At 33.6% G+C, this 11,697-nt stretch carries 14 protein-coding genes; 8 read left to right on the forward strand and 6 right to left on the reverse strand.

What is annotated here, in order from left to right:
- The 6 genes from mnmA to ACXJH6_RS07380 form a co-directional block, all read left to right on the forward strand.
- On the forward strand, positions 1 to 971 hold a 971-nt coding region (gene mnmA, locus ACXJH6_RS07355), incomplete at its 5' end, for a tRNA 2-thiouridine(34) synthase MnmA (protein WP_456471108.1).
- Between the two features lie 109 nt (positions 972 to 1,080).
- A complete protein-coding gene (locus tag ACXJH6_RS07360; protein ID WP_456471109.1) occupies positions 1,081 to 1,305 on the forward strand; it encodes an addiction module protein in 225 nt (74 codons plus the stop codon).
- Entirely contained in the window at positions 1,302 to 1,595 is a 294-nt protein-coding gene (locus ACXJH6_RS07365; RefSeq protein WP_456471110.1) for a type II toxin-antitoxin system RelE/ParE family toxin, read from the forward strand. Before ACXJH6_RS07360 ends, ACXJH6_RS07365 begins: the two co-directional genes overlap by 4 nt.
- A 38-nt stretch (positions 1,596 to 1,633) precedes the next feature.
- The gene (locus ACXJH6_RS07370; RefSeq protein ID WP_456471111.1) at positions 1,634 to 2,560 is read left to right on the forward strand and encodes a ribose-phosphate pyrophosphokinase; all 927 of its coding nucleotides are present in this window, start codon (positions 1,634 to 1,636) and stop codon (positions 2,558 to 2,560) included.
- Complete coding sequence (locus tag ACXJH6_RS07375) at positions 2,560 to 3,114, forward strand: YigZ family protein (RefSeq protein WP_456471112.1); 555 nt, start codon at positions 2,560 to 2,562, stop codon at positions 3,112 to 3,114. The genes ACXJH6_RS07370 and ACXJH6_RS07375 overlap by 1 nt, the downstream gene beginning before the upstream one ends.
- On the forward strand, positions 3,111 to 3,758 hold the full coding sequence (locus tag ACXJH6_RS07380) for a ribonuclease T2 family protein (protein WP_456471113.1): 648 nt from the start codon (positions 3,111 to 3,113) through the stop codon (positions 3,756 to 3,758). Before ACXJH6_RS07375 ends, ACXJH6_RS07380 begins: the two co-directional genes overlap by 4 nt.
- 20 nt (positions 3,759 to 3,778) lie before the next feature.
- Here ACXJH6_RS07380 and ACXJH6_RS07385 read toward each other — a convergent pair whose 3' ends face one another.
- From ACXJH6_RS07385 to ACXJH6_RS07405, 5 genes are read right to left on the reverse strand one after another with little or no spacing between them, the layout of a single operon-like run.
- Entirely contained in the window at positions 3,779 to 4,273 is a 495-nt protein-coding gene (locus ACXJH6_RS07385; protein WP_456471114.1) for a phosphatidylglycerophosphatase A family protein, read from the reverse strand.
- Positions 4,260 to 4,922: a phosphoribosyltransferase gene (locus ACXJH6_RS07390; RefSeq protein ID WP_456471115.1), complete on the reverse strand. Its 663-nt coding sequence runs from the start codon at positions 4,920 to 4,922 to the stop codon at positions 4,260 to 4,262. Before ACXJH6_RS07390 ends, ACXJH6_RS07385 begins: the two co-directional genes overlap by 14 nt.
- A 9-nt stretch (positions 4,923 to 4,931) precedes the next feature.
- Positions 4,932 to 6,107 (reverse strand): sulfate adenylyltransferase, encoded by a 1,176-nt coding sequence (locus tag ACXJH6_RS07395; RefSeq protein WP_456471116.1) that lies wholly within the window; start codon positions 6,105 to 6,107, stop codon positions 4,932 to 4,934.
- Positions 6,085 to 6,942 (reverse strand): DNA-binding transcriptional response regulator, encoded by an 858-nt coding sequence (locus ACXJH6_RS07400; protein WP_456471117.1) that lies wholly within the window; start codon positions 6,940 to 6,942, stop codon positions 6,085 to 6,087. The genes ACXJH6_RS07395 and ACXJH6_RS07400 overlap by 23 nt, the downstream gene beginning before the upstream one ends.
- On the reverse strand, positions 6,917 to 8,032 hold the full coding sequence (locus ACXJH6_RS07405) for a bifunctional 2-C-methyl-D-erythritol 4-phosphate cytidylyltransferase/2-C-methyl-D-erythritol 2,4-cyclodiphosphate synthase (protein ID WP_456471118.1): 1,116 nt from the start codon (positions 8,030 to 8,032) through the stop codon (positions 6,917 to 6,919). The genes ACXJH6_RS07400 and ACXJH6_RS07405 overlap by 26 nt, the downstream gene beginning before the upstream one ends.
- A 162-nt stretch (positions 8,033 to 8,194) precedes the next feature.
- Here ACXJH6_RS07405 and thiC point away from each other — a divergent pair, with 162 nt between their 5' ends.
- Both thiC and ACXJH6_RS07415 read left to right on the forward strand, forming a co-directional pair.
- Positions 8,195 to 9,571, forward strand: a complete 1,377-nt coding sequence (gene thiC / locus ACXJH6_RS07410; RefSeq protein ID WP_456471119.1) for a phosphomethylpyrimidine synthase ThiC — start codon at positions 8,195 to 8,197, stop codon at positions 9,569 to 9,571.
- A gap of 64 nt (positions 9,572 to 9,635) precedes the next feature.
- Positions 9,636 to 10,751 carry an Mrp/NBP35 family ATP-binding protein gene (locus ACXJH6_RS07415; RefSeq protein ID WP_456471120.1) on the forward strand — a complete coding sequence of 372 codons (1,116 nt, stop codon included), beginning with the start codon at positions 9,636 to 9,638 and terminating at the stop codon, positions 10,749 to 10,751.
- Here ACXJH6_RS07415 and ACXJH6_RS07420 read toward each other — a convergent pair.
- Positions 10,729 to 11,613 carry a class I SAM-dependent methyltransferase gene (locus ACXJH6_RS07420; protein ID WP_456471121.1) on the reverse strand — a complete coding sequence of 295 codons (885 nt, stop codon included), beginning with the start codon at positions 11,611 to 11,613 and terminating at the stop codon, positions 10,729 to 10,731. The two genes, ACXJH6_RS07415 and ACXJH6_RS07420, sit on opposite strands and share 23 nt — an antisense overlap.
- Positions 11,614 to 11,697: the final 84 nt, after the last annotated feature.

Below are 11,697 nucleotides of genomic sequence, written 5' to 3' on the forward strand. Positions count from 1 at the left end.
CTTATATTTTAAAACAACAGGGTTATGAAGTTATCGGTCTTTATATGAAAATGCACAGTGGGGTTAATCATAAGGAAAATCTGGAAAAAATAGAAAAACTCTCAAAGCTTATAGGTTTTAAGTATTATGTCGAAGATGTGGAAGAAGAGTTTAAAAAAGAAGTGTATGAATATTTTGTAGAAAGCTATGAAGAAGGGGCGACTCCAAATCCCTGTGCAATGTGCAATACAAAAATAAAATTCGGTATTTTTATGAATTTTTTGGAAAAATACGGGTGTGACAAGGCTGCAACCGGGCATTATGTAAGAAATGACGGGAAATTTTTGTATGAGGCAAAAGATAAAAGCAAAGACCAGAGTTATTTTTTGTTTGGGATAAAAAAAGAGGTATTACCAAAAGTATTATTTCCTCTTGGGGAATATACAAAAGATGAAATAAAAGAGATAGCAAGGCAAATAGGCCTTGAGGAATTTGCCTCTCAAAAAGAATCTCAGGATATCTGTTTTATAGATAATAGTTATATAGATGTGTTAAAACTTCATTTTAATCCCGAAAAAAAGGGAAAGGTGATAAATAAAAGAGGTCATAAGATAGGGGTGCATAAGGGATATGCGTTTTATACCGTCGGACAGAGAAAAGGTTTTCATCTTTTTAAAGCCCATAAGCCTCATTATGTAATAGGGATAGATGCCAAAAGCAATACGCTTATTGTAGGTGATAAAAAAGATTTGGAAAAAAAACAGGTGTTTTTAAAAGGAGTTAATCTTTTTATAGAGGATAAAATTTTTGAATGTGAGGCAAAAGTAAGATACAGGGCGCCAAAACTCCCGGCAGTCGTAAAAATGGAAACTAAAACAAAAGCCGTCGTAAAATTTAAAGAACCTGTAATTGGGGTTGCAAAAGGGCAGGCATGTGTATTTTATGAAGGTGAAAAGCTTTTGGGCGGAGGATGGATAAGAGGGGGGAAATAATGGAAAATGGAAAATGGAAAAAGCGGGGTGTAGAGGTGAATTAATATTAAATTTTTGTTTTTCGTTGTATAACGGATGATAATGATATAATTAGAAAAAAGGATATCAGATGTTAAACACTAAAGAAATATTTAGTGTAACTGAAATGTTGCCTGTTGATATCAAATTAAAATTGATAGATAAACTTTTAGACAGTATTTGCAATATTGACAGTGAAATTGAAAATGCATGGATTAAAGAAGTAAAAAACCGAAAAGAGGAAGTTTTAAATTCTGATGTAAATTTAAAAAGCGATAAAGAAATTTTGGAAAATATTTTAAAAGAAATTAAATGAAAATATTTTTTCATCCAAAAGCGGAGGAAGAATTAAAAGAGTCTGTTTTATATTATGAAGAGTGTCAAAAAGGATTGGGTTTAAAGTTTTTGAATGAAATTAATAAAAGCTTAAAAAGATTAAAATTATTCCCTTTTTCTTCTCAGCTTATAGAAGATGATATTAGAAGATGTTTAGTTAATAGGTTTCCTTTTGGGATTATATATTTTGTGAATGATAAAAAAATTATTGTTTTGGCCATAATGCATTTAAAGAAAAAACCTGGTTATTGGAAAGATAGATTAAAATAATTTTGATACCATTTCATTAACAAAACAAAGGAGAGATTATGAAGTTTAAATTATTCAGCGGAACGGCAAATCCTAAAGTAGCGGAAGATATAGCTTATTATCTTGACAGACCTCTTAGTAAAATTACCGTTAACAGATTCAGCGACGGTGAAATTAACGTGCAGATAGGGGAGAGTGTAAGAGGGATAGATTGTTTTATCATTCAACCCACATGTGCTCCGGCAAATGACAATTTAATGGAACTTTTAATTATTACCGATGCTATGAGAAGAGCGAGTGCTAAAAGTATTACGGCGGTAGTTCCTTATTTCGGGTATGCTAGACAAGACAGAAAAGCGGCTCCTAGAGTTCCTATTACTGCAAAACTTGTAGCCAATATGATGGAAAAAGCCGGAATTGACAGGGTTGTTACCATTGATTTACACGCAGGGCAGATTCAGGGATTTTTTGATATTCCTGTGGATAATCTTTACGGAAGTATTCTTTTTTTTGATTACTTTAAAGAAAAAGGTCTTAAAAATCCGATTATAGCTTCCCCTGATATAGGAGGAGTGGCAAGGGCTAGATATTTTGCAAGCAAGCTGGGTCTTGATATGGTAATAGTGGATAAAAGAAGAGAAAAGGCTAATGTGAGTGAAGTTATGAATATAATCGGGGACGTTAAAGGAAAAGACGTTATTTTAATAGATGATATGGTAGATACTGCAGGGACTATGGTAAAAGCGGCTAAAGCATTAAAGGAAAAAGGAGCCGCAAGTGTCAGGGCTTTTGCTACTCACGGGGTTTTAAGCGGTCCTGCAATTGATAGAATTAAAGAATCTGTTTTGGAAGAACTTATTATTACCGATACAATCCCGTTTAATAAAGAGTGTAAAAAAATAAAAGTACTAAAAACCGGAAAACTGTTTGCGGAGGTTATCAGAAGAATAGTCTACAACGAAAGTATTAATAAACTTTTTGATTAATGAAAACAGTAAAAGATTTATCGGCCGCAAGTATAGAGGTTAAAAAATCAAAATTTCATTCTTTCCTTGTTCCTTTTTCTTCTTTTGAAGAAACATTAAGAGACCTCAAAAAAAGACATCCAAAAGCAAATCATTTTGTGACGGCTTTTAGATATTTGAATGAATACAATCAGATAGTAGAGGGAAGCAGTGACGATGGTGAGCCAAGAGGCAGCAGCGGCAAACCCACTCTTAAAGTGTTGGAAGGCAATAATATTATAAACGTTGGTATTGTTACGGTAAGATATTTCGGCGGTATTTTACTTGGAGTGGGCGGACTTGTAAAAGCTTACGGAGATGCAGCGAAAGAAGCCATAAAAAACGCCGAGCTTATTGATTATGCTCCTGTGTTTGAGTATACTTTTGAGGTGGATTACAATAAAACAAGAGAAATTGAGTATTTTTTGAAAAAATATGACATTTTGTTAATTGATAGAGCTTTTGGAGGTGAAGGGATAAAATATTTTATCCGCGACAGTATAGAAAAAATAGAAAAAATTAAGGAGATTTTATGAAAAAGTTTTTGGCTTTATTAATGCTGGTTGGAAGTTTGCTTTATGCCGTTTCAACGAAAAATATTTTGGCTCTCAGTTGGGAAAACAGTTTTTGTAAAGTCAATCCTAATGATAAAGCGTGTAGATTAAGAAAACCGGGAGATTATTCGTTGTCTCATTTTGTACTTCATGGTCTTTGGCCTAAAAAGAAAAATTACTGTTCTACAAAATATAAATTTCATCTTTCTCCATTAATGTGGAAAGTGTTAAAAAAATATATGCCAGCAGCCGATTATCTGGCAAAGCATGAATGGAAAAAACACGGAACATGTTTTGGGACGGATGCGGAAACGTATTTTTTAACGGCTATAAAACTTACCCAGCAGTTTAACGAAAGTCAGTTTTTAAGTTTTGTAAGAATGCATATGGGGCAATATGTTTCTCTGCAAAGAATAAGATTTGTTTTTGGAGGAGCGTTTGGAGATAAAAATAGAAGAAAATTTCAACTTGTTTGTAAAAGAAAAGACGGGAATCTTTATATTACTGAAATAAGAATTAATTTAAAAGGCAACCCCGTAGAACTTGGGCTTGAGGAACTTATAGATAAAGCCGAGCCTATGATAGGCGTAAAACAATGTCAAGGCGGAATTTTCGCTACGCCTTAAATTTTGTCATTTTTTTATATTTATATTCCGATGGTTTTAACTTTTAAATATACCATATAAAAAATTCCTGCAAGAATTCCCCCAAAAATTCCGGCTAATGCATCGTCTCCCATAACCCCTAAGCCCCCTTTTGCCTTTTGGTCTATTTTTCCTATAATCGAAGGCTTCCATATATCAAAAAGCCTAAAAGCTAAAAATGCAAAAAGAAGCTTAATTTCCGTATCCTGTTTTAAATCTCCAAACAGGCCTACTGTAATAAGTACACCTGCTATTTCGTCTATTACTATTCTTTTGTCATCATGTATGCCGCCGTTTTTTTCATATTCTTCAACCATTTTGTATCCCATTACAAAAAAAAGAGCTGCTAACATCAAAATGGTTTGATTTGGATTTGGAAAAAACTTAATTATGATATATGCAATGATAACTCCAACCGCGCTTCCCCATGTCCCAGGCGCTTTTGGTAAAAGACCGCTGTAAAAACCCGTTAAAAAAAACCAGTTAATTTTTTTCATATTCGCTCCATAATAAATTTTTTTCTTTTAAATCGTTAATAATCTCTAAAACTTCTTCATCTCTTAAATCATGAAAATCTTCATAAAAACTTGCTACGGCAAAAGGTTTTTTATCTGTTTCTATAAGACAGTAAACGCTGTCAAAATAATTTTCCAACAGTTTTTTTGTATCGTTTGGACACACAGGCGCCATTGCTATAATTTTATCAGGATTTAGTTTTTTTAAGAATTCATATGCTGCGATTGCCGTATAACCGCTGGCAAATCCGTCATCTACCACTATTGCGGTTTTTCCTTTAAGCGATTTGTAAGGTGCATGTTTTCTGTATAAAAAGTCTCTTCTTTTTACTTCTTCAAGTACTTCTCTGGCTATTGCGTCTATAGGGATTTGAGAAAAAAGATATTCAAAATTAGGGTTTAAAATGACTTTTCCATCAATCGTTATGCTTCCAAATCCCGCTTCCGGATTAAAAGGGATTGGAAGTTTTCTTACCACTACGATATCCATAGGTACTTTTTTTGTAAGTGAAATTGCATATCCTATAGGTATTCCACCTCTTGGAATAGCAAAAATTACGCTATCTTTTGGGATATCTATTACTTCTCCGAGTTTAATTCCCGCATCGAATCTGTCTTTAAAAGATGCCATTTTTTTCCTTTATGTAAGAGAACTTGTCTGATAGAGTTTCATTAAAGCTATATAAAAATCTTCATCACTGCTTTCTTCGATAAGGCCTTTATTAGGGGAGATATCATAATACAGTTTTTGAAGGTTTTTAAATCTGTTTGGAAAAATATGAGCTAGGTATTTTGCGCTTATTTCTTTTCTCATCAAAATAGTAGGAGGCATAAGCCCGGTTTTTATAAGCTCGAATATAGAATCGCTGTGATAACTTATATGGTGATGACTTCCGTGAGGACAGGAATTTACGCTGACGATGGTTTTACATTTTTCACAGTAAACATATTCGTTAATAGTTTCCACTTCAATATCCAAATCCATGCTGTCAAAAATACTTTTTAAATGATTGGCTTCATAATGAATTCCCAGCCCTTTATGGGTTTGGCCCATAATAAATTTATTACAGCCGAAATTTTTGGCAATCATAGCATCTAGTATTGCTTCGTTTACTCCTGAAAAAATATATGTGTTAAGAAGAGGCACTATTAAAATTTTATCTTTTGGGAAATAGTTGGTAATTATTTCGTTTAAGGCTTCATATCTTAATTTATAGGGAATTTCGTCTTCTTGAATATTTTTTATTAAAAATACTATTAAAATATCGTTTTTTTCTATGGCCATTCTCATAATTCTTTCGTGTACTCTGTGAATTGGTTTGGCATGCATCGTCATACCCACTACCGAATCTAAATTTTTTATTTTCTCTTTTATAAAATCCACTCTTTTTTTTATTCCGGTGTCTTCCACCCAAAAATCCCCGGCTATAGCATATTTCCCAAGCCTTTTTAACGTTTTTGCAACCTGAGGGTAATTTTGGGCGTCGGCGGTGCCGTAAATCATTTTTACCCTCTCAAGCGGGTCTATTTTATAAATTTCCTCGACGTCTACTTCGCCGACTTTTTTGCCTTCACAAAAAAGGTCGATTTTTTTTGGATTTAGTTTTAAAATTTCTTCGTTTTTTTTACCGGCGGGAGCTAAAATAAAAGAAAAAGGAACGGATTTGTTTTTGTATTTTTTTTCTCTGTCGGCTGTTTTAGCTTCTTTTGAATTCATTAATCTATCAAAAGGGTTTAAAAGTCCGGCCTGTACCATTGCAAGAGTAATCCAGGCTTCTTTATCTATATAAATTTTACTTTTTTTTGAAGATTCCATATTTTTTCCTTTTTTCCCAAAGACTTTTTCTGCTTATTCCCAGTTTTTTACTAAGTTCTGTATCAGGGAATTTATGCTGATGGGTTTTTATAATGAATTTTATATATTCTTCTATACTTAAAATCTCTTCATCAAAAAAATTTTTCGTATTTGCTTCTATTTCGAGACATTTTTCAATTTTATCGTAATTTTTAGGAAGAAGTATAACCGATTTATATTTGGAAATGTAATTTAATATCTTTTCGTCTTCAATTTTTTCATAATTCAAACAAAAATATATTCTGTTTTTATCGTTAAATTTCTTTTTATTGAATTTTTCCAAATCTACTATTTCAATAAGGGCGTTTTCTTTTTTTGCTATTTCATAAATAAATTTTTCAATGGTTTTTGTAGGTGATGATTTTATAAATATAGGAAAAGAGTATTTAGGAAGAGTAAGTTCAATGTCTTTTAGTATAAAATCTATAAAACTTTCAAGTTTTTTTACTTTTTCTTTTATTAAATAATATTCTTTTAAATGTTTTATCTTTCTTATAAGCTCTTCTATCGTAAAAGGTTTTTGAAGATAATCATCTGCTCCTATTTCTATAGGGTGTGTTACGTTTGCATATGTTACGTAAGGGACTAAGAGGATTATTATTTTATCTTTTTTTTCCGTAATTAAATTATTTAAATGACCTTGAAGATTTGTATTTACTATAAATACATCTGCTTCTTTATCCATAACTTCGTTATAAGAGCCGTAAATTTCGCAGTTTGCTTTTAATTTTTCGCTTAGGTTATTTTGAATGCTTTGAGCTAAGTAGAGTTCATTTTCTACTATGATAATCTTCATACCAGTCCTTATATGTTAAATTTGCCGTGGCAATTACCGCTATTCCTTCACCTCTTCCGATAAATCCCATCTTTTCGTTAGTAGTGGCTTTTATGTTTACGGGTGCTTTTAAAATATTGCTTAAATTTCTTTGTATTTTGGTTTTATATTCTTTCAATCTCGGTTTTTGGGCTATAATGGATATATCTGCGTTTATTATTTCATATCCTGTATAGGTAAGCGTATTTATAACTTCTTTTAAGAGTTTAACACTTGAGACGTTTTTATATCGCTCGTCGTTATCGGGAAAAAATTCTCCTATATCTCCAAATCCGGCGGCTCCTAAAAGAGCGTCTATTAGGGCGTGTATCGCTACGTCTCCGTCACTGTGGGCCTTAAATCCATAGTCTGTATCAATTTCAATTCCTCCTAAAAACATTTTTTTATTTTTTTCAAATTTGTGTGTATCGTATCCGTTTCCGGTAAATATTGTTTTTTTTGGAGGTTTTAAACATGGAAGATTTAAATCTTTAAAATAAGTGATTTTTTTGCTTTCTTCCGAGCCTGGTATATATTTTATTTTTCCTCCTATTGCTTCGATAGCGGCTCTTTCGTCGGTAAATAATTTATCCGTTTCCAATGCCTTTTTTAATATATCCGTTTTACTAAGCTGAGGGGTTTGTATAAGTTTTACTTTTTCTCTGTTTATCGTCCGGTTTTCGTATACCACCGTATCAACCGGTTTTAAAAAAGGGACGCTGCAGTCGGAAGGATTGTTTATAAGTTTTAACACAATTTCTTTAGGAACGCAGGCTCTTGCTACGTCCGTTACCATTACATATTCTGTATTTACCTTTTTTAAGGCGTTTTTAAGGCTTAATTGTCTTTCTTTATCTCCTGGGACTATTGTATAATCACAAAGTTTTTCATATAATCTTACATCATCTTTATTTGCTGTCAGCACAGTTTGTTCAAAAGAGAAAAAGTCGTTGAATTTATCGGCTACATATTTCCATAAAGGGGTGTTGCCGATTCTTATCCACTGTTTTTTTACAGGATAGGCAAATCTTGTGGAATTTCCTGCGCTTAGTACTATTAAAGCAATATTCAAACTGTTTCCTTTTGTAAAAATGTTACGAAATTATACAGAAAAATGTTACTATTTGTAAATAAATATAAACCAGGTGAAAAAGCGAAACTTTAATAACGCTTTTAAGCCAATTTTAAGTTTTTTTGGTTAAATTCCGATAAAACATATCTTAAAAGGAAGTCTATGAGAAGAGAATGGATTAAAAAACGCCAAAATGACAGCGTAAGAACCCAGATGTATTATGCTAAAAAAGGCATTGTTACCGAGGAGATGGAATATGTGGCAAAAAAAGAAAATTTAGAACCTGAATTTGTAAGAAGCGAGGTAGCAAGGGGAAGACTTATTATTCCGGCAAATATCAATCATGCTCATCTTGAGCCTATGGCAATCGGAAGAGTTACGAAAACAAAAGTAAACGCAAATATTGGAGCTTCAGCTTTAGCAAGTGATATCGAAGAAGAAGTGAGAAAGCTTCAAACGGCTGTAAAATACGGAGCGGATACCGTTATGGATTTAAGTGCGGGGGCGAAAAATATGGATGAGATTAGAGAAGCTATTATTAAAGCCTCTCCTGTACCTATCGGAACGGTTCCTATGTATCAAATCATTGATGAAATTGGAGATGTTGAAAAATTAACTTATGACGATATTTTAAGAGTTCTTGAAAAACAGGCACGTCAGGGAGTCAGTTATTTTACTATTCACGCAGGTTTGCTTTTAAGACATATGCCTGAAATCGCCAAAAGAAAAATGGGAATAGTGAGTCGTGGAGGGAGTTTGACTGCTTCTTGGATGTTAAAGCACCATAAAGAAAATCCTTTTTATACTATATTTGACGATATTTTGGATATTTGTAGAAGATATGATGTTTCTTTGTCACTTGGAGACAGTCTTAGACCCGGATGTTTATATGACGCCAGCGATAAGCCTCAGCTTGAAGAATTAAAAGTTTTGGGTGAACTGACTGAAAGAGCTTGGGAAAAAGACGTTCAGGTAATGATAGAAGGCCCTGGACATGTGCCTATTAACGAAATCGAAAGAAATGTAAAACTTGAACAGATTTACTGTCATGAAGCTCCTTTTTATGTATTAGGTCCTTTGGTACTTGATATCGGAGCGGGTTATGACCATATAGGGAGCGCGATAGGTGCCGCAATGGCTGCATGGCAAGGGGTTAGTATGCTTTGTTACGTAACTCCAAAAGAACATCTTGGACTTCCGAATGAAGAGGATGTTAGAGAGGGGATGATGGCTTATAAGATTGCGGCTCACGCGGCTGATATAGGAAGAAAAATACCAGGGGTCAGAAAAGTTGACGATGAGATGAGTGATGCAAGATACAAATTCGATTGGAAACGTCAGTTTGAACTAGCACTTGACCCGGAAAGAGCAAAGGAATACCATGATGAAACGCTTCCTCAGGAAGTATTTAAAGAAGCCGAGTTTTGTTCTATGTGCGGACCGAAATTTTGTTCTTATAAAGTGACTCAGGAAGCTATGGAAAATTTCAACTGGGAAGAGTTTAAAAAAGAATCCGCTCAAAAACTGGAAAATGTGTAATAAGTATTGACAAAAATAAAAAAAAGTTATATAAACAATAAAAATATCTTATAAGGAGAAATTAGTGAAAGAAAAAATTAATGAAGCCCTAAAAAACGTTATTTATCCTGGGTTTAAAAAAAGTGTGGTTGATTTTGGTTTTGTAAAAGACATCGAAGTAAGTGAAGACGGAAAAAAAGCGATTATTACTTATCAAATTCCTTCAACAGATGATGAGGTGGCTCAGAAACTAAATGACGCAACGGTTGATGAGCTTAAAAAAATAGGCATTGAGGCTACAACTCAGATTATAAGACCTAAAAAACCGAGAGAAACATCAAGTAGAGGCGTTAATAAAATGCCAAATGTTAAATCTTTCGTAATGGTAAGCTCTGGAAAAGGAGGGGTTGGAAAATCAACAACCGCTGTTAATCTGGCTTTGGCACTGGCAAAAGAAGGTAAAAAAGTAGGAATACTTGACGGGGATATTTACGGACCAAATGTTAGTAGAATGCTTGGAATGCAGGATAAAAAGCCGGAAGTTGTCGGCAATAAGGTAAAACCTTTTGAAAACTACGGTGTTAAGTTTATTTCTATGGCGAATTTACTCCCTGAAGGTAAAGCCCTTATGTGGAGAGGTGCTATGCTTGTAAAAGCCTTGCAGCAGTTTATGGAAGACGTTGATTGGGGAGATTTGGATATTTTGGTGATAGATATGCCTCCGGGGACGGGTGACGCTCAGATGACCATGGCTCAGCAGGTACCGGTAACTGCCGGAGTTGCAGTAACGACGCCTCAAACGGTTGCAGTTGATGATGCTAAAAGAAGTATGGATATGTTTAAACAGCTTCATATTCCAATTGCCGGTGTAATTGAGAATATGAGCGGATTTATTTGTCCTAACTGTGGTGAGAGATATGATATTTTCGGAAGCGGGGCTGCTGAAAAACTGGCAGAAGAATACGATACTAAAATTTTGGCTAAAATTCCTATAGAACCTGCGGTTAGAGAAGGCGGAGATAAAGGAGAACCTATTGTAGTATCAAGACCTGAGAGCGAAAGCGCTAAAGCTTTTGAAAAAGCGGCAAAAGAACTTCTTAAGTTTATAGATTATGTTCATCAGCAGGATTTGGCCGGAAATGAGATGATTCAGCCCATTTACGGAGTAAACGGAGCACCTAGCGCCTGCAGTATGAAGTAAAAACAATACTTTTAAGAGTTGAATTTTTATATTCTTTTGGAGGAGTTATCTCCTCTTTTACTTTAAATTCCGTATTTTCTTCGATTAAACTTATAAAATCTTTTTTAGTGATTTTAGGGTCGTTTATACACCCTAAAAGAGTAGTGTTTTTATATGAGAGTTGATGAAGTTTTTTTATGATTTTTGCGTAATCTTTACTTGCAATAAAACTTCCTTTTTGAAAAGTGGGAGGGTCGATTATAATAATATCATAAGGTGCTTGTTTTTTTAATTTATTAAAAGATTTTAGTATATTATACGGCAAAAATGAAATGTTTTTAATTTCAAGTGAGTTTATCCGGTGGTTTGTTAAGCCTATCGCAAGGACGGATTTGTTCATATCCACATTTGCTATGTATTTTGCCCCGCCTCTTCTGGCAAACAGTGAAAACCCGCATGTGTATGCAAAAAGATTTAATACTTTTTTGTCTTTACTTATTTTTTCCACATAGATTCTTGCATTTTTCGCATCCCCGAAATATCCGATGTTTTGATTGTAAAAGTTTAGTTTGAATTTTATGCCGTTTTCAATAGCCACCGCATTATTTGGAATAATTCCTCTTAATGCAAATAACTTTTCACTTTTCACTTTACACTTTTCATTTTCGTAGCGTCTTTTAACGATAATATTCTTATATTTTTCCGGAGCTTTTTTGAAAATCTCCAAAAACGGCTTTTCATCCACTTTTTCGTAAAACTGAATAAAAAGAGTCTCATCAATACTGTCAATCGTTAAAAACGGATATGTTTTTTCTCCCCTGCCGTGATACAGACGCTTAAATTCTTCGGTTGTTGGTTGGTTTATGATTTCAAATAAGTCCATTTAATACTCTTTAATCATTTTTCTAATTTTTTCATCAAGCCATTTCGGGCTAATAACTTTCAAATTTGGTATCCACATTAGAAG

The sequence above is a fragment of the Caminibacter sp. genome (assembly GCF_053999135.1).

Bases quoted from the DNA above. Each gene is read 5' to 3' on its own strand.
- ACXJH6_RS07360 (WP_456471109.1), top strand. From the start codon at position 1,081: ATGTTAAACACTAAAGAAATATTTAGTGTAACTGAAATGTTGCCTGTT.
- ACXJH6_RS07365 (WP_456471110.1), top strand. From the start codon at position 1,302: ATGAAAATATTTTTTCATCCAAAAGCGGAGGAAGAATTAAAAGAGTCT.
- ACXJH6_RS07370 (WP_456471111.1), top strand. From the start codon at position 1,634: ATGAAGTTTAAATTATTCAGCGGAACGGCAAATCCTAAAGTAGCGGAA.
- ACXJH6_RS07375 (WP_456471112.1), top strand. From the start codon at position 2,560: ATGAAAACAGTAAAAGATTTATCGGCCGCAAGTATAGAGGTTAAAAAA.
- ACXJH6_RS07380 (WP_456471113.1), top strand. From the start codon at position 3,111: ATGAAAAAGTTTTTGGCTTTATTAATGCTGGTTGGAAGTTTGCTTTAT.
- ACXJH6_RS07385 (WP_456471114.1), bottom strand. From the start codon at position 4,273: ATGAAAAAAATTAACTGGTTTTTTTTAACGGGTTTTTACAGCGGTCTT.
- ACXJH6_RS07390 (WP_456471115.1), bottom strand. From the start codon at position 4,922: ATGGCATCTTTTAAAGACAGATTCGATGCGGGAATTAAACTCGGAGAA.
- ACXJH6_RS07395 (WP_456471116.1), bottom strand. From the start codon at position 6,107: ATGGAATCTTCAAAAAAAAGTAAAATTTATATAGATAAAGAAGCCTGG.
- ACXJH6_RS07400 (WP_456471117.1), bottom strand. From the start codon at position 6,942: ATGAAGATTATCATAGTAGAAAATGAACTCTACTTAGCTCAAAGCATT.
- thiC (WP_456471119.1), top strand. From the start codon at position 8,195: ATGAGAAGAGAATGGATTAAAAAACGCCAAAATGACAGCGTAAGAACC.
- ACXJH6_RS07420 (WP_456471121.1), bottom strand. From the start codon at position 11,613: ATGGACTTATTTGAAATCATAAACCAACCAACAACCGAAGAATTTAAG.